This window comes from Mycobacterium asiaticum (assembly GCF_001673365.1).
GTDB lineage: Bacteria > Actinomycetota > Actinomycetes > Mycobacteriales > Mycobacteriaceae > Mycobacterium > Mycobacterium asiaticum_A.
This window is the reverse complement of sequence record NZ_LZLS01000065.1, coordinates 67,508-83,729: the sequence shown is the minus strand read 5'-3', so window position 1 is coordinate 83,729 and position 16,222 is coordinate 67,508. Positions and strand designations below refer to the sequence as shown.

Annotated in this window: 16 protein-coding genes; 12 read left to right on the top strand and 4 right to left on the bottom strand. The window is 61.6% G+C overall.

The window, feature by feature from the left end; all coding sequences use genetic code 11:
• The first annotated feature begins 67 nt into the window (after window positions 1–67).
• Window positions 68–862 (top strand): hypothetical protein, encoded by a 795-nt coding sequence (locus tag A5634_RS07310; RefSeq protein WP_065143385.1) that lies wholly within the window; start codon window positions 68–70, stop codon window positions 860–862.
• Between the two features lie 132 nt (window positions 863–994).
• Window positions 995–1,330: a hypothetical protein gene (locus tag A5634_RS28070; RefSeq protein WP_155769401.1), complete on the top strand. Its 336-nt coding sequence runs from the start codon at window positions 995–997 to the stop codon at window positions 1,328–1,330.
• Between the two features lie 106 nt (window positions 1,331–1,436).
• Here the strand turns inward: A5634_RS28070 and A5634_RS07305 are convergent, their stop codons facing one another.
• From A5634_RS07305 to A5634_RS07295, 3 genes are read right to left on the bottom strand one after another with little or no spacing between them, the layout of a single operon-like run.
• Entirely contained in the window at window positions 1,437–2,399 is a 963-nt protein-coding gene (locus tag A5634_RS07305; protein ID WP_155769400.1) for a hypothetical protein, read from the bottom strand.
• Between the two features lie 51 nt (window positions 2,400–2,450).
• Window positions 2,451–3,071: a hypothetical protein gene (locus A5634_RS07300; protein WP_065143383.1), complete on the bottom strand. Its 621-nt coding sequence runs from the start codon at window positions 3,069–3,071 to the stop codon at window positions 2,451–2,453.
• A gap of 3 nt (window positions 3,072–3,074) precedes the next feature.
• Window positions 3,075–3,323, bottom strand: a complete 249-nt coding sequence (locus A5634_RS07295; RefSeq protein ID WP_065143416.1) for a DUF2188 domain-containing protein — start codon at window positions 3,321–3,323, stop codon at window positions 3,075–3,077.
• A gap of 490 nt (window positions 3,324–3,813) precedes the next feature.
• Here A5634_RS07295 and A5634_RS07290 point away from each other — a divergent pair, with 490 nt between their 5' ends.
• The 5 genes from A5634_RS07290 (at window position 3,814) to A5634_RS07265 (ending at window position 8,390) form a co-directional block, all read left to right on the top strand.
• Entirely contained in the window at window positions 3,814–5,283 is a 1,470-nt protein-coding gene (locus tag A5634_RS07290) for a hypothetical protein (RefSeq protein ID WP_253861506.1), read from the top strand.
• A gap of 620 nt (window positions 5,284–5,903) precedes the next feature.
• The gene (locus A5634_RS28065) at window positions 5,904–6,638 is read left to right on the top strand and encodes a hypothetical protein (protein WP_155769399.1); all 735 of its coding nucleotides are present in this window, start codon (window positions 5,904–5,906) and stop codon (window positions 6,636–6,638) included.
• Window positions 6,639–6,903: 265 nt separating this feature from the next.
• Entirely contained in the window at window positions 6,904–7,239 is a 336-nt protein-coding gene (locus A5634_RS07275; RefSeq protein ID WP_065143381.1) for a hypothetical protein, read from the top strand.
• 2 nt (window positions 7,240–7,241) lie between these two features.
• Complete coding sequence (locus tag A5634_RS07270; RefSeq protein WP_065143380.1) at window positions 7,242–8,153, top strand: DUF6745 domain-containing protein; 912 nt, start codon at window positions 7,242–7,244, stop codon at window positions 8,151–8,153.
• Between the two features lie 18 nt (window positions 8,154–8,171).
• On the top strand, window positions 8,172–8,390 hold the full coding sequence (locus A5634_RS07265) for a hypothetical protein (protein WP_065143379.1): 219 nt from the start codon (window positions 8,172–8,174) through the stop codon (window positions 8,388–8,390).
• A gap of 15 nt (window positions 8,391–8,405) precedes the next feature.
• Here A5634_RS07265 and dndA read toward each other — a convergent pair whose 3' ends face one another.
• Window positions 8,406–9,605 (bottom strand): cysteine desulfurase DndA, encoded by a 1,200-nt coding sequence (dndA, locus tag A5634_RS07260; RefSeq protein WP_065143378.1) that lies wholly within the window; start codon window positions 9,603–9,605, stop codon window positions 8,406–8,408.
• A gap of 99 nt (window positions 9,606–9,704) precedes the next feature.
• Between dndA and dndB the strand changes: the two genes are divergently transcribed.
• From dndB to A5634_RS07235, 5 genes are read left to right on the top strand one after another with little or no spacing between them, the layout of a single operon-like run.
• Window positions 9,705–10,850, top strand: coding sequence for a DNA sulfur modification protein DndB (gene dndB / locus A5634_RS07255; RefSeq protein WP_081290253.1), 1,146 nt, complete (start codon window positions 9,705–9,707; stop codon window positions 10,848–10,850).
• Window positions 10,847–12,388 carry a DNA phosphorothioation system sulfurtransferase DndC gene (gene dndC, locus A5634_RS07250; protein ID WP_065143377.1) on the top strand — a complete coding sequence of 514 codons (1,542 nt, stop codon included), beginning with the start codon at window positions 10,847–10,849 and terminating at the stop codon, window positions 12,386–12,388. Before dndB ends, dndC begins: the two co-directional genes overlap by 4 nt.
• Window positions 12,385–14,361, top strand: coding sequence for a DNA sulfur modification protein DndD (gene dndD / locus A5634_RS07245; protein ID WP_065143376.1), 1,977 nt, complete (start codon window positions 12,385–12,387; stop codon window positions 14,359–14,361). Before dndC ends, dndD begins: the two co-directional genes overlap by 4 nt.
• Before the next feature lie 2 nt (window positions 14,362–14,363).
• On the top strand, window positions 14,364–14,756 hold the full coding sequence (gene dndE, locus A5634_RS07240; RefSeq protein WP_065143375.1) for a DNA sulfur modification protein DndE: 393 nt from the start codon (window positions 14,364–14,366) through the stop codon (window positions 14,754–14,756).
• The gene (locus tag A5634_RS07235) at window positions 14,753–16,195 is read left to right on the top strand and encodes a DNA phosphorothioation-associated putative methyltransferase (RefSeq protein ID WP_065143374.1); all 1,443 of its coding nucleotides are present in this window, start codon (window positions 14,753–14,755) and stop codon (window positions 16,193–16,195) included. Before dndE ends, A5634_RS07235 begins: the two co-directional genes overlap by 4 nt.
• The last annotated feature ends 27 nt before the right edge of the window (window positions 16,196–16,222 follow it).

Genomic DNA, 16,222 nt, shown 5'->3' with positions numbered 1-16,222 from the left:
AGGGCAAGACCGGCGACCTCCTATTCGACTTTGATGAAGCGAGTGCGCATCACCCGACAACGCCGTAATGATTGATGAGGTGACCAACGACAACTTCGATGCAGTCTCCAACGCCCGTGGTGATGACGGAATCCGATCACGAACGCTCGGCAAGGCCGGCAACGACCACGATCTCCGCGAGCGTCGACTAATCGGGGTCCTGCGGCAATCTCTCGGTGTTCATGACGTGCGCCCCGTGATGCCTCCCGCGATCGGAGGCGTCACGATGCTCGATGACGCGATCGGCACGGTATCGACTCAGCGGCTCTGCTTGGAGCAGCACGGCGACACCCTGATTTTGCGCACTTGGTTGGCGGAGCTTAAACCCCAAGCCAAAGCCCTGTACCGGACCGAGCGGGCACCCAGACTCATCAAACTGCTTTCAGAGCCGGACGCGATCTGGCATGCCCGTCCCAACGTGTACCTCGCGTTTCGTAACGCTGGGGCTCCGCTGCGCCTATACCCGCACTGCAACCTGGACCCGATCGAGTACATCGTGCGCTGGTCGGGGGATGACTTCACTCGGGTGGGCGGGCATCCACGCGAGGATCTCAAGTCGACCTTGTGGCCATGGCTGCGGAGTCGTCAGTACGCCGGGCCAGAGGACGATGAGCAGGTTGACGGGTTCCTCGATCGTCTTGGTCGTCGCGATGTCCATCTACGTCCCAGTCTGGAGGTCACGCGGTCCTGGCCGTGGGCCGAGGCGGTCGGACTCGACGAGCGTGGTGCCCTCGTCGCCGACGTCCGTTCTGCAGTTGGCGACCTGCTGTCGACGATCAACGAGCCCCCGCTACCGGCGTCTACGGTCTCACTCGAACAGTAGGCGCGAATGTGGCATGCGATGGGAACGGAACGTTCCCGGGGGCTCAAATCGCCTGGTGCGCAGGCCTTTCTGCAACCGCGCGAGTGATTCGGTGCGGTCTTCGACGACTGAGTACGTCCCGCAATTCCTCCTGTGCCGCCAGCTGGAGGCGGAGCGGGTGGCGGCATCACCACAGGCGCGGTCGCGAATGCTGGTGGCGGCGGCGGAACGGTGGCCTCAAATAGTCTTAGTGCCGGAACGGCTGGCAGCGGGGCGGTCGGCGGTGACGGTGCCTCCTCAACATTCCACGGAGTCGGTGCCGGTGCAGGTGGCGCCGGCGCGTCCACTACCGGTGCAGGCTACGCGGGAGGCAACGGCGGAACCTACGGTGCTGGGGGTGGTGGCGGCGGAGCGTCGTTGAACGGCAATGTTTCTGGCGCTGGCGGCAACGGTGCGGACGGACTTTGTGTTGTCACTACGTACTTCTAATGAAAACTTTGACCGAAGCCCATACTGGTTTCGCCGCTCGGATCGGATCTAATGTTGCCTAGACCGTGATGAGTTCAGGTAATGCTCTTGTCGGAGCGAGCGGATCTCACGCGACACTAGCGAGGGCAGCGATAATGCCATCAGTCCAAGAGTTCGTGAGCTCGACGCGGCGCGGATCGGCTATTCGAAACGGTGCTTGACGCCGTACATCCCGAAGGACGGCTACGAAGGCTTGGTCGCCCGACAGGAAGAGATCTGCATCGACGAGATACATGCTGTGCTGCGCGTCGAGTGCGTTGCTCTTTTTCACTTTCCGCTCAAGTTGTGTGTGGCCCACGGCATATCGCAGCCACTCACGACGGATGTCGTGTGGCTCCAGCTCTGCGAGAAAGAACTGTGCGAACTCGTCAGCATCAGAGACAATGCGATCGATGTCGAGGTAGGCGGCGAACCACTGCCGTTGGGTCTCGTTTGACGAGTGACGTTGTGACAGGACATACCAGTAGTATTCGCCGATCAGCACCCGCCATCCGGCGGTCGAAGATCCATCCCAGCCGGGCATGACGGTGTTGGCTTCGTCGGGCGTGCAGCGCAATTCGAGGTCGATGAAATCACTGGAGAACCCGTCTTCCCTCATGCGCTGTTTGTTCTTGAGTTGCGTTTCGTACCAGTCGTCGACTGCTGCGAGCGACGGTCGGCGCACCACGTCCTGGTGAAATTTCTCAGAGTCGTTGCGGGCGTCACGCCACACTTGCTTCGTCCAGTGGGTGCGCCAGCCTGAGACGGCAGCGGCGTCAGGTATTGATCGCAGCCATGCCGGGCGCTTGCGCTGGAGCGCGGTGCGAAACTCGTTGGTACAGAGGTCAACCTCGGTGCGGAGGCGCAGTCCTTGAGCCGACGACATTGCCGCCACGATCTGGCGCCGCGTGTCGGCGTTGGGTGTTTGCATGACTTCGAGAAGCATGCTCGGCGGCAAGACGAACGCGTAACCCATATCGCGCAGGGCTGCGACAAACGTTGTTGCCGTGCCCTCCTCACCGATCCGGGACCATAGGTTGGTGTCGAGCATGACTCGCTTTTTTGTGGCCATCGTCGCCGTGAGCGCCTGGGATGTCGATTGTCACGCCACATTTCTGATTGATTCAAGCAATGAGACGAAAGCCGCGGCCTCGCTTGTCAGCCACGCGTCGAATCCTTTACGGCGCCGCTTCGCGGCCTGGTAGAGGGTTCCACGGCGCACGTCGAGCACGGCGGGGCGTCGCTTCCGATCGGGATGGGTCATCTCGGTTAGCCGGATGGCTGCCTGGATGCCGTCGCGGGACAATTCGGCATCCTTGAAGTACGGCCAGACCAGCAGCGGCTCGGATTTCGCCCGATAGATGAATTGCGGCGATACCCGCACTTCGAGGCCGCTGGCGTGCCAGGGAAGCGGCTGCGAGAACACCTCTAGGTTCTTGCCGCGGCGCCAGCGGTTCCACCCGATCTCGAGCGTTTCGTAGTGGCTGCGGCGTTTCGGGATGCATTCATCGACGGCCAGGCGGATCCGCAAGGCGTCATCGCCGTTGGCAATGCCTTCCGCAATGGCGACCCGAAACTGGCGGTAGAAGTCGTGGCTGGGTTCATACCTGCTGAACTCGTTCGCAATCACGTTCTGTACGGCTGTAATTCGACCGCTCGACATCGCCGAAGCGAACTCGACGAAACCCCCCAGGCTGATACTTGGAATGGTCGGCTCGGCCACGGTTCAGCCCTTGGGCGGATAAGGATCGTTGCCCGGCGCGACGGTGTTGGAATCGCGAATCTGGCCGTCGCGGCCGTGGATCCGGACCTCGCCGCCACCGCTGTTTCGTACGATCTCGGTGGCCCGCTGGGTCGCTTCCTGCTGGGTATCGGTATGGGCGCTGGAACGGCTTGCGCCCGGCTTCTTGACGTCCCACCCACCGCTCGGGTTCGGAACGACATGCCGGCTGTTGGGCTTCTGGCTCTTCGCCACTCTGTGCTCCTTGCACTGTTCAGGCACGGTTATTGCCGTGCGTGGCGAAGTCCAGGTCGGACAATCGGCGGGTTACCGCTGCCCCCGGCGAACGCCGGTGTTACCGTCAAGGCCTGCCGACCAAGCAGCCAAGAGGTTCCAGACCAAGGACTCCGGGCCCAAACCGGCTTTGGTCTGGGCTTCTTGGATCATAGGCCGCGCCGCAGACGACACCCGGTATCTCGATGTCGCAACAAATCGGCGGCGTTGGGGATACGGTCCGTTCAGACGGGCTGCGTCTGTGGAGAACGTACGATATCCGCAGGTCAGGCCAGCCGATCCCGAATCACAACAGTGTAGTTTGCTGTGGACAAAGCCTCGGGATGTCGGCGTTGTCCGGCGTGTCGCGTGTCGCCCCGGCGTGCTCGGCGGAACGCATCGGCACTTCGACTCAGGAGTGGTCGTCGTTCTCGGCCAGCTCGAGGTGAGTGCCGATCAGTCTTATTGATCGGTGTCCACCGAAACGAGCACGCTGGCCCGGGGAGTGATGAAATACCCTGTGGCCCTTGATACTCCACTCAACACCCGCCAGCTCGATGTACTCAGTTGGATCAACGAAGGTTGTCCAGATGGCCGGTGGACAAGCTCTTCGTACAAAGCAACTGCCGCGGCCTTGCAGAATCGGCGGCTTGTCAGTGTCACCAAGAAAGGCGGCTGGAAGGCGACGATCGAGCCTGCGGGTGCCTACTATCTGAAGCACGGCGACTATCCGACTGATCACTTCCCAAATAAGCGGCGATCGTATAGCCGGATTATGCGGTTGGCGCATTCGGAGCAAGGTAGGCCGCAACGACCGCTCACCAAGCCAGCGCCCGATGAACCGACCCCAACCCGAAAACTGCTGCAGGACATCATCGAGGCGGGTGGCGTCCTGGAGCGCAACACCCGTGACGATGACACCAACTACGGGAGCCTGGTCGCGATTATCAACCGGCGGCAGATGGCACCAGACGGCCAGCAAGTGATCCTGATGGATGGCGTCGACTACTACCACAAGGTGCTGCGGCTGTCGTCGGTAGCGGAGTGGAAGACGCAACCGCCAGCCGAGGTCGTAGCTGCCGAACGCATCGGGCGCTGGCACCCCGCGGTGGCAGCGCTGCGCAGTGAGAATCGGCTGAGTTCGATTGGATCACCGCAGCGCCAGCGAGCGCTGCGCTTGTTGCACGCCCTGGCACGAGAGGCCGAAGCTCGCGGTTACACCGTGCAGGAGCGGCCGAGACGGGAGCCTCGCGGGTACGGCTACCACGACCGTGACCGGCTGTCCGGCTGCGTGATAGTCGGCGTGACGCCGATCAAGTGCTCGGTCGGGATCGCTCAGCTGAAAGACAAAGTGCCGCACGAAGCGACGAGCAAGGAACTCGAACGCGCCAATCGCGAATCGTGGTACCGGATCCCGACCCACGACTATGTACCGTCAGGGCGCCTGTCGATCACGCTGAACACCGACAGTCGCTACTCGTCAGAGGTGTCGTGGTCGGATACCAAGACAATTTCACTGGAGTCGCGGCTGCCGGACGTCATGACCTTGTTCGAGCGATGGGCGCTCATCCACACCGAACGTACCGAAGCCGAACGCCTCGCCGAGGTCGAGAAGCAGAAGCGGATCGAGCGTGAAAATGAGCTCACCCGCCAGGCATACGTGCAGCACGCGCTCAGCGAACGGCTGATTGCCGACCTCAACGATTGGGAGCTGGTCGGTAGGCTGCGTCACTACCTCGCGGACATGGCTGACCGCATTGAGCACCTCACCGACGATGATGAACGCGTGGCAGCGGTCGAATGGCTGCAGTGGTGCAAGCAGTACACGGCCAAGCGCGACCCATTGTCGAAGCCGATCCATCAGCCGAAGATCAAGCCGCCGGGGTACGCCGAGGTGCAGGAGTTCAGGACGCGGCTGGGGTTTGGTTCTGGCTATTGGTGATCACCCACACGCCAGGCCTCGGCCGGCTACCAGTAGTACACGCGTGATGGCGGAGCGAGATCGTCGAACGCTGACTCATCACCGAGACGCCACCGGCGAAGCGCGGAGCGCAGTGCCATGCGATCGCGATGTCGCTGATTGCGATTCTCCTGTCGATGCTGCGGACCCCCATGGCACATCCAGCACGAGCAGACATTGATCCCGGTGTAGCGGAAAGTCCAGTGACAGTGAGTCATTGGCAACCACCCATCCCAATTGGTGGGAGGGCGTTCGGGAAGATCGCAGACGGCGTGATCGGATGCGTGCTGCGCGTCGGCGGTGAGATCGCCGCGGGCAAGTCGAACCCATAACGGATCGTGGGCGTCGGTGCGGGACAAGGCAGTGCCTCCAGGGGACTACTGGCCCCTGCCCGCTACCCCCGGATGAGGACGGACAGGGGCTGCGGTGTCTCCACCGAGTCCCGCGCCCTGCGGTATACCGTGCTCATTCCACCAACGTATCAGCGACAGCAAATCGGAAAAGCGAACTACTCATGCGTCATGACCGCGATTGGGTTGTTCAAACCACAGCAGTCCGCCCGGCTCCTCGGACCCGACCGCGTGACCCATCGCCCACAGCCAGTGATCGTCTTCGTACCGATCTGGCGAACCTTCGGAAAAATCAACCTTCGGGAACGGGTTGCAGTTGTCACCGTCACCACGATGTGCGGCGGCGCGACCCAGACAGAACGGACACTCGTTGTGGTCGTCGACGTTGTCCACCGTGCGCTGGGTGATCCGTTCCTTCCGGCCGTCGGGTTGTTCACGCTCGTCTTCCACACCTTCGATGCTTCCAGCTGGCACCGACAACCCGCGATCGAAGCAACGATGAGTTGCGATATGGTCCGTAAGCTCAGCGCAATGTCAGTGGGCCGGCCATCCGAGCGAAGCTATGAGCCGTTCACCGACGAACACCTCGACCGGCTGGTCAAGATTGCGCTAAATGACCAGGCCGCCATGTTCGCTCGCAGTCCTAATCTGTCGGTGTATCGCGACCGTTTGCTACTGATCGCACTCTGCCAAGGTGGTGCGCTTCACTACCTTGACGGCAAGAACGGGGTCAAAGACATTGACGTGTATAGCTTCTATGCCAGGCATCCGGCCGTGCGCATGCACCCATTCCGCCATACGGAAGCGGACTTCGGACCGTCTGAATTCGGGTACCGTCCAGCGGATTTAGAGATTCGAGGCAAGCAGCTCGTCGGCCGGGCCGTCGACCTGCTCGTGGAGCCCTGCCGGTCGGCCCTGACGCCGATCCAATTGAGGCTGTCCGGGACTGGCTTGAGTGGTCGAAGAATGAGACACCGCAACTCCTGAAGAAGAAAGCAGTCGTTGGCCTGTACCCGGATCGCTACCGGGCCAAGGTGGTGTGGCCTAGCCCTTAGTATTTGCTGGCTGAGATCGCCGCTGCGAAATAGCTTGCAGCTAAACAAAATACGTAGCACATCTAGTAGATGTGGCGTTGCCCACACCTTGCGCCGATGTTCGAACAATTGTACGATCAGTGGCCATGTCGCGTGGGTGATTTCTGATCGCGTGCCGCGCGGCTGTCCCGCCGAACTCCCATCGAAAGGTGTCACCGATGGCTCACCGCACTCCTATCCGCCACGGCGAGATTCTGCTGCTGCCGATCGATGCCACGCCGAACGGCACCAGTGCACAGGTGACGAGTTGCATTGTCGGGCATAGTGAATCGGGTCATCACCACGTACTCGAGAGCGATGACGTCTTCGAGCAGATCGTCGCGGCGAACGGTGACCTGTTCGTCGACCTCGACCGGCCTACCCCGCTCCGCCACCACAAGACCCACCAGCAGCACCGAGAGATTGTTGTTCCGGCGGGCGCATGGAAGGTCATTCGCAAAACCGAGTTCGACGTCCGATCGTCAGTCGCGCCGCGGCGTGTCGTCGCCGACTGACCATGGCCTTCAGCCGGACCCGAGTCGTTGAGCTCGTCGCCGAGTTCTATCGATCCCTCGGCGCGCACACCGGCACCAAGTACGTCGTGGTGGCCAATCTCGATGAAGCGCTGCGATTGGCGGCGGCGCACCGGGTCGACGCGCGGCTGGCGGACCATCCGCTTCGGCAGAGTGCACGCACACTCGAGGATTTGGACGAGGACCGCCGACGCCTGGGCGGCATCCAGCGGCTGGTCTTTGGACATGTGGCACGGCGATACGTCGCGAGCCGCCGCATCTTCTGGCTGAGTGACCTCGTCGTCATCTCCGCCGACAATGCTGTCGGTTTGAAGAACGCGATCGGTGAAGCAAGCTGTAGTGGCTTGGGCTGGCTGATCGCCGCCGATCGGATGGCGATCATTGTGCCAACACCAGTCGTGCGGCTCGCCGAGGGGCGAACAGATGTCCTTCACGACGACAGCGGCCGCATGGCGATCGTCTGGCCCGATGGCCACGGCTACCACTTCCTCCGCGGCGTCCACTTCGACAGGCGGTTGTACTTCCAAGTGATCAACCACGAGCTGCTCATCCAGGACATCGCCGCGCTCGCCGACGCCGATCAACGGGCGGTTGCCTTGCAGTACCTCACCTTTGAACAGCTGGTGATTGATTCTGATGCAACGCTCATCGACCGCGGCGTCCGCGGCACCTCCCTGTACCGCTTGGAACTGCCGCCGCGCATGGCCCGCGACCGTAAGCGGGGGTATGGCAAGTACGACTACTTCATTCACATGCGCGACGCCAGCCACCCCGAGCGTGAGTTCGTCGAGTGGGTGGATCCGCAGGTTGCCCAATTACGCGACGCCGAACTCTGCCAAGCGCACGCGTTCGGCATCAGCCTCGACGACTGGCTGTCGATCGAGCATGAGGGATAGGAAGCCATAAATGTCTCTATGGAACTGGAAAGCGTCACTACGGAACAGAAAAGGAACAGCGTCATCATGCTTCCGGATGAGTACGACATACTGATCAACGTCACCTACCATGGTGTCGCCGTGCAGATTTCAGACCGCTCCACCGACCAAATCACGCATGAGCAGAACGACTTAGACGATGTCAACGCTGCGATCGATTACGTTGTGCGGACGATCAAGGTAGACACGGCTGGGTAGTGTCGCCTCGGTTTCTCACCCTCTTAATCGTGAGAGTCGTTGTGCGACAGTGCTCCACGGCACGTCATTATTGAGATGGCTCCAAGAGAATCGGAGCGCACCGTCGATACGCTCCTTCGGAAGTTCTGCGGCGACGAGAACATGACTCGGTTCGTACTTCTGAGAGGTGCATGCCGATCCGTTCGACACCGCAACGACGTCCTTGAGGGCGACGATGGCGGCTTCGGCGTCGACGCCCGGCACTGAGAAGTTGAGAGTGTGCGGCACCGTGCGCGCTTCGTCACCGTTGAGTTGAATTTCGAGCGGCGACAATGCGGCCAGTGCTTCCCGTTTGATCGCCGCAACGCGCTCGGATCGGGCGTCGTATTCACGAAGCGCCAGCTCGGCGGCAAGGCCAAGGCCGGCAATCAGCGCAACCGGAAGCGTGCCGGGCCTGAGTCCTCGCTCCTGCCCGCCACCGAACATCAGTGGTGCTAATGGGATGCGCCGGAAACCGCGGCGCCGGGTCACAAGCGCGCCAATGCCTTTGGGCGCAAAGACTTTGTGTCCGGAGACGCTGAGCATGTCGATCCGTGGAGACCGCAGGGGCTCGATGAGCTTGCCGAATGCTTGGGCCGCGTCCACGTGGAAGTAGGCGTCATGCTGGTCCAGCGCCGCGGCGATGTCGGCGATTGGTTGAATGACGCCGGTCTCGTTGTTGACGGCCATGACCGATACGAGGAGCGTGTCCGGGCGGATGGCGTCGGCAATAGCGGTCGGATCGACCCATCCGCCGCGAGTTGGCGGCACCAGCGTGACGTCGAAACCACGATCCACGAGCGCAGCGAGCGGTTCCAACACCGCTTTGTGTTCGATCTGGGTCGACACGATGTGGCGCCTGCCAGCCGCCTCACCTGAGGGCGCCAAGCCGAGGATCGCCAGGTTGTTACTCTCCGTTGCGCCGCTCGTAAATGTCACCTCATCGGGACGGGCGGTGACTACTGCGGCTACCTGCTCTCGGGAGAGGGCCACGCGTTCTTTGGCGATCTGCCCATATCCGTGCGTACGGCTGCCCGAATTGCCGAACTCGTGCGCCATGTAGGTCATCACCTCCGCCGATACCCGTGGGTCCACCGGTGTCGTGGCATTGCAATCCAGATAGATGGGGCGGCCAGCGGTTTCTGAGACCGGAGAACCCGGTGCGGCGGATCTGTCGGTGGGCGTGTCTACCGTCATGATCCAAGACGGTACGCGTAGGTTCTGACATGCGTTCGGAGAAACGCGGCCACGTGTACGGATTGCGTTTTCCGAACAAATACGGTAGGAGGATGAGAGGTGACGCAAACCACCGCTGCCCCGCATCATTCGCCCGAAACCGCAGGTCGACCCCGTGCTGCCGGATTTGAGTACGTCTTCCCAGCTATCAGAGGGGTTCAGGCCGGTCGCGAGTACTACGTAACGATGTGCCCGTTGCGGCTCATCCCTCGGATGTTTCTGTTCGATGAGGAAGAGCTGACGCCGGAGCTGCGCGCGCAACGCACCCTCAACAAAGGGCGGGTGCCGGAGATCGCGCGATACATCGTGGAGAACAGTGACAGCTACGTCTTCTCTGCCCTGACCGCTTCCGTGGATGCCGATGTTCATTTCGAGCCGATTGCGAGCGATGGGCCCAGTGAGCGGGTCGGCACGCTCACCATCCCGATGTCGGCCCGCTTCGTCATCAACGACGGTCAGCACCGACGTGCAGGCATTCAGCAGGCGTTGGCCGAGAACCCCGCTCTAGGCGACGAGAGCATTGCGATTGTCATGTTCCTCGACGTTGGCTTAGAGCGCTGCCAACAAATGTTCGCCGATCTCAACCGGTACGCGGTACGGCCCGCCAAATCGATAGGCGTGCTCTACGACCATCGGGACGAGATATCAGCGCTAACAAGGCTTGTCGTCATGCGCTCGCCATTTCTGCGCGATCTCACCGAGATGGAGACGTCAAACCTTGCGCAGCGGTCACGAAAGCTGTTCACGCTGTCGGCGTTCTACACAGCGACGAAAGCGCTGCTCGATGGGATCGAGGAAGACTTCGAGCGCCAGGTTGACCTCACGGCAAAGTACTGGGAGTTGGTGGCTGATCAGTTCCCGGAGTGGGAGCAGGTATTCAACCGGGAGATCACGGCCGGCGAAGTGAGGCAGGACTTCATTCACACACATGGCATCGTCCTGCACGCATTAGGCAAGGTCGGCAACAGTCTCTTAAGCCAAAGCAAGGGTGTCCGGGCATGGTCGACAGCCCTCAAGAAGCTGCGCGAACTGGACTGGCACCGGTCAAGCAGCATGTGGGAGGGCCGCGCCGTCATCGGCGGGCGCGTATCGAAGAGCGCCGCCAACGTCCTCCTCACTACGGCGGCGATGCGCGCTGTAATGGGGCTGCCGTTGCCACCAGACGAACAACGGGCAGAAGACGCATTTCAAGGAGGGGTTAGATGAAGCGGAGTCTGCCTATCTCGCCGAAGCGGCGATCGGCGTTCGACGAACTGGGATTCGCGGCGACCATCGAAACGGTCGTCAACAAGACGCAGGAACTTTATGCGGCTGACGACGTGCCATGGGTGGTCGGCTACTCGGGTGGCAAGGACTCGACTGCCGTTCTGCAGATCGTATGGCTTGCGCTGAAAGGACTTTCGGAGAAGCAGCGCCACAAGCCCGTCCATGTGATTAGTACCGACACGTTGGTCGAGAACCCGGTTGTCGCCGCGTGGGTGACGCATTCGTTGGAGGTAATGGAGAGTGCGGCGCGTGAGGGTGGACTTCCCATCGCACCCCATCGTTTGACTCCGGCGGTGGCGGATACATTCTGGGTCAACCTGATCGGTCGGGGCTACCCCGCACCTCGGCCGAAGTTTCGGTGGTGCACCGAACGCCTGAAGATCAAGCCGTCGAACTCATTCATCCGCGAGATGGTGAAAGCACACGGGGAGGCCATCCTCGTACTAGGAACGCGCAAGGCCGAGAGTTCGGGGCGGTCCCATCGAATGACCGAACTGCAAGCGCGCCGGGTGCGAGATCTCCTGAGCCCGAACAATTCCCTGCCGAACTGCCTCGTCTATTCGCCGATTGAGGACTGGTCCAACGATGACGTGTGGACCTTCCTGATGCAAGAAGCGAATCCGTGGGGCTATTCCAACAAAGAGCTACTCACCATGTACCAGGGCGCCTCGCCGGACGGCGAATGCCCGCTGGTTGTCGACTCCAGCACGCCGAGTTGCGGCGACAGTCGATTCGGTTGCTGGACGTGCACACTCGTCGATAAAGACAAGTCGATGTCGGCGATGATTCAGAACGACGAGGAGAAGGAGTGGATGCTGCCGCTGCTTGATCTCCGAAACGCACTCGATGTCGCCGACGACCGGCACCTCCGTGACTTCCGGCGGATGAACGGGGCGGTCCAGCTCTTCCACGGCAAGCCGATTCCCGGACCGTACACCCAAGCCTCACGTGAGGACTGGCTGCGCAGATTGCTTGAGGCACAGGCGTACATCCGGGAAGAGGGACCCGAGTACGTCCGGTCCCTTGACCTGATTACACAAGCTGAGCTCGAGGAGATCCGCCGGATCTGGGTTGTGGAGAAGCACGAGTTCGAGGACCACCTTCCAGGCATCTACGAACAAGCCATGGGCAGGCCCTACCCCGGCGGACCGCTCGACGAGCATCTGCCTTTGGGCCCGGAACTGATTGAGACGCTGCGGGAAGTAGCCGATGGTGATCGATTGCACTTTGAACTCGTCCGCGAACTACTCGATATCGAACAGCGATACCAGTCTCAGGCTCGTCGTGCCGGACTGTTCGATTCGCTCGAAGGTGCGATTCGACGGAATTTCTACGACGACGAGACTGACGCCACCCTCCGTGCGCACCGACGCAAAGCCGCCATGGAGCGAAACGGCGATCCGACGGACGAACCTGACCCTCTCGACATCATCGATGGATACGTGCGGCAGAAGTCAGGGGAGGAGGTCGTTCAGTGATTCTTGATTCGCTCATCTTGGAGAACGTCGGCACGTATCGAGGAAAGAACGAAATCCGGCTGACACCACCATCTTCGAAGAAGCCCGTTGTTCTCATCGGCGGTTTGAACGGTGCTGGTAAGACGACGATCCTCGAAGCCATCCATCTGGCCCTCTACGGGGTGCTGTCCCAAGCGCGTCGCCGGCGCACCGGTAGCTACGACAGCTACCTCAGAAGCCTTATCCACCACGGCATTCCTGCTTCCGAAGGCGCCGCCGTCGAGCTGACCTTCCACGTCTTCCAGCAGGGAGTGAAGCACAGTTATCGGATCAGGCGTCGGTGGCAAGGCGGCGGTGCTGCTCTCCGCGAATTCGTTCTGGTATGGGTCGATGGGAAGTTCGATGAAGCCCTTGCATCGGCCTGGAGCGAGTATGTCGAGAGCTTTATCCCACGCGGTATCGCTGGCCTGTTCTTCTTCGATGGCGAGCAAATTGAAGCGCTGGCTGATCTGGAACAGTCACAACGTGTGCTGCAATCCGCGCTTGCCGCTCTGCTTGGGCTTGATCTGATCGACCGCCTGGCAACGGATTTGGCCGTGATCCGTCGTCGCCACCGTGGCGCCGAGGTGCCTGAGGAGCTGCGCCAACTTGTCGAGGCAAACCGGACCGCCGTCACCTACGCGCGCCAAGCCGCGGAACTCGCCCAAGAGCAGGTCGGCACTGCGAAGGTGGAGGCGGAGCGGGCCGATAAGCGCCTGAATGCAGTCACCGAGCAATATCGAGCCGCTGGCGGTGGGTTACTCGAGCAACGTGAGGCGGCAGAGGCGCGTCTGATGCTGGTTCGTCAGCAGATTACTGATGTTGACGAAGAGCTACGCGCCGAGGCGGCCGAAGCGGCTCCTCTTCTGCAGGCGACCCACCTGCTGGCTTCACTCGCGAATCAGGTTGCGTTGGAACAGGATGCACACCGTGAGTCACTCGTGATCGATGTCGTTGCGGCACGAGATCAGGTACTGCTAGACCAATTGCAGAAAGCGAAAGTACGCGGGGCGGCGCTGACAGCACTGAAATCATTTATGTCGACTGACGTCGCCGAGCGCCAGGAGGCGTCGGCGCGAGTGCCGATGATCAGCGGGCTTACTGACGGCCGCACGGTTGACGCATTGCAGTCGAGCATCCTGCCATCATCGCGCAAGCGACTGTTATCGCTCGTGGACCGGCGGGACAAGCTCACGGGAGAGCTGGAGCAGGCCGAGCGGACTCTCGTCGCCATTCCAGACCCGGAGGCGCTGGCGACGATCAAGCAAGAACTCGACGAGGCCTCGCAGCACGCGGTGCGCTGCCATGCCTTGCTCATTCAGGCTGAAGACCGGTTGGAGGCGGCACGGCAGGAGCGTGCTCGCGCTGACACCACGTACGAGGCCGCCATGGACCAGGCGGCGCGGGCCACACTCGACGCCGACGATGACCGTCGCCTCGTGGAGCACGCCGAACGCGCACGAAAAACCCTGGACGCCTTGAAGATCAAAGCGGCTGAACGCCATGTCGGTCAGATATCGAGGCTGGTGCTTGAAGCCCTCGGGCGGCTGCTACGAAAGGATCGTCTAGTCACTGACGTTCGGATCGATCCCACCACGTACGCGGTGGAGCTTGTCGGGTCGGACGGTCAGAGTCTTGCGGCCACGGAGTTGTCGGCGGGTGAACGTCAATTACTCGCGGTCGCGCTGCTCTGGGGCCTTGCGCAAGCCGCTGGGCAGCCGCTACCGATGGTCATTGATACGCCGCTCGGCCGCCTCGACGGAGAACACCGTGGTCGACTCGTTGAACGGTACTTCCCTCATGCTGCGCACCAGGTAGTACTGCTTTCGACCGATACCGAGGTCGATGAAGCGGCGTTGAAGACGTTGCGGCCGTTTGTAGGGCGGATGTATCAGCTGGATTTCGATGGCACCACCAACGCCACCACGATCCGACCCGGCTATTTCTGGGAGTAAGTATGGGTATCGAACACATCAGGCTGACAACGACGGGACGCGACCAGCTGGTCACTCTGAAGCGTCGTACAGGCATCACGCAATGGAATGTGTTGTGCCGGTGGGCGTTGTGCCGTTCGTTAGCCGAGGCAGCACCGCCCCCATCAGCGAAGCTTGTCTTCGACAGCAATGTCGAAATGACGTGGCGGGTATTCGCCGGTGAGTATGGCGACGAGCTACTCGCGCTCGTGCGCTACCGGTGCCACGTCGATGGTCTCCCGACCGATGAGGACACCGTGAGCCAACAGCTGCGCCTGCACCTTCATCGAGGCATCGGCTACCTCGTCGGAGATCCCCGTGTCACCAACATCGCCGGGCTCGCGACTGTCGCACTGGACCAGCCGCCAGCCGCATGACGCAGCAGGTCGCGCGTCACCGGACAGCGATGACGCGCGCGGCGTTGTCCCGTCCGATTGCGCTGGCCGTGGCCGACGGTGTTCTGAATACCTCTTTGTCCGTGTTCGATTACGGCTGCGGGCGGGGCGATGATCTGCGGAACCTCAGCGCGCTCGGATATCGGAGTGATGGGTGGGACCCGGGCCACCGACCGGGGACTGCCCTCCGCTCCGCCGATGTCGTAAACCTGGGCTACGTCGTGAACGTCATTGAGGACCGGGTCGAGCGCCGCGAGACATTGCAGCGCGCTTGGAATCTCGCTGCGCAGGTGCTGATCGTTTCTGCCAGGCTGGTATGGGAAGCGAGAGACCTTGAAGGTCGGCCCCACGCCGATGGGGTCGTGACGAGGACCGGCACCTTCCAAAAGTTCTATGAGCAAGCCGAATTGGCAACATGGATCGAAGAGACGCTCGGGGTCAAACCCATCGCCGCTTCACCAGGCATCTTCTACGTCTTCCGCGACACCACCCTCGCTCACGAGTTCCTCGCGACACGGGCATACACCTACCGGCCTCGTGTGCACGTCGATCCGCACGCGGTGTACGAAGCCCATCAAGAGACTTTGGCACCGTTGCTTGACTTCCTTCGCGTCCACGCTCGACCGCCCCGTGCCGACGAACTGGGGGAGGCCGCGGCTCACATTCGGGAGCAGTTCACGAGTATTGCCCGTGCTACCAACCTTATTCGGCAGGTTACCGATGACGGATATTGGGAACAGGTCGCGCTGCAGCGGCGCCAGGAGCTACTCGTTTACATCGCGATGTCACGATTTGGTCGGCGCCCGCGATACAGTGAACTAGCGAAAACCCTTGCGGCAGATATCAAAGCTCACTTCGGCAAGTATAGCGACGCGTGCCTCCAAGCTGACCGGCTGCTGCTCGCGACCGGTGACCCCGCGATAGTGCTCGTCTCAGCCCGAAGCAGCGGCGTCGGTAAGCAGACACCGTCCGCGCTGTACGTACACCGATCTGCACTCGGGCTACTGCCGCCGGTCCTGCGCGTGTATGAGGGTTGCGGTCGTGTCCTTGCGGGCACCGTGGAACACGCTAACCTCGTGAAGCTGTCGGTCACCGAGCCGCAAGTGTCCTACCTCACCTACCCCGACTTCGACCGCGACCCGCACCCCACCCTGCGATCGGCTATAACCGTGAATCTCCGGAGGCTCAGTGTCGATTGGCGTGACTACAGCCGCTCGCAAAATCCCCCATTGCTTCACCGCAAGGAGGAGTTTGTCGGACCAGATCATCCGAAACGCTCACTGTACGAACGCCTGACGCGGGCAGAGACGAAGGCCGGGCTCTACGAGCACCCCGAGCACATCGGCACACTCAAGGGTTGGCTGGCCACCCTGGACGCGGCCGGTATGTCGCTTCGGGGGCATCGATTGGCACGTCGTTGAGCAGCCGGTTGTCTTCGTTCAACAAAT

Excerpts from the sequence above, each read along its gene's own strand:
- dndC (WP_065143377.1), top strand. The coding sequence starts at position 10,847 with ATGAAGCGGAGTCTGCCTATCTCGCCGAAGCGGCGATCGGCGTTCGAC.
- A5634_RS07235 (WP_065143374.1), top strand. The coding sequence starts at position 14,753 with ATGACGCAGCAGGTCGCGCGTCACCGGACAGCGATGACGCGCGCGGCG.
- A5634_RS07270 (WP_065143380.1), top strand. The coding sequence starts at position 7,242 with ATGGCCTTCAGCCGGACCCGAGTCGTTGAGCTCGTCGCCGAGTTCTAT.
- dndA (WP_065143378.1), bottom strand. The coding sequence starts at position 9,605 with ATGACGGTAGACACGCCCACCGACAGATCCGCCGCACCGGGTTCTCCG.
- A5634_RS07310 (WP_065143385.1), top strand. The coding sequence starts at position 68 with ATGATTGATGAGGTGACCAACGACAACTTCGATGCAGTCTCCAACGCC.
- A5634_RS07305 (WP_155769400.1), bottom strand. The coding sequence starts at position 2,399 with ATGCTCGACACCAACCTATGGTCCCGGATCGGTGAGGAGGGCACGGCA.
- A5634_RS07265 (WP_065143379.1), top strand. The coding sequence starts at position 8,172 with ATGGAACTGGAAAGCGTCACTACGGAACAGAAAAGGAACAGCGTCATC.
- dndE (WP_065143375.1), top strand. The coding sequence starts at position 14,364 with ATGGGTATCGAACACATCAGGCTGACAACGACGGGACGCGACCAGCTG.
- A5634_RS07275 (WP_065143381.1), top strand. The coding sequence starts at position 6,904 with ATGGCTCACCGCACTCCTATCCGCCACGGCGAGATTCTGCTGCTGCCG.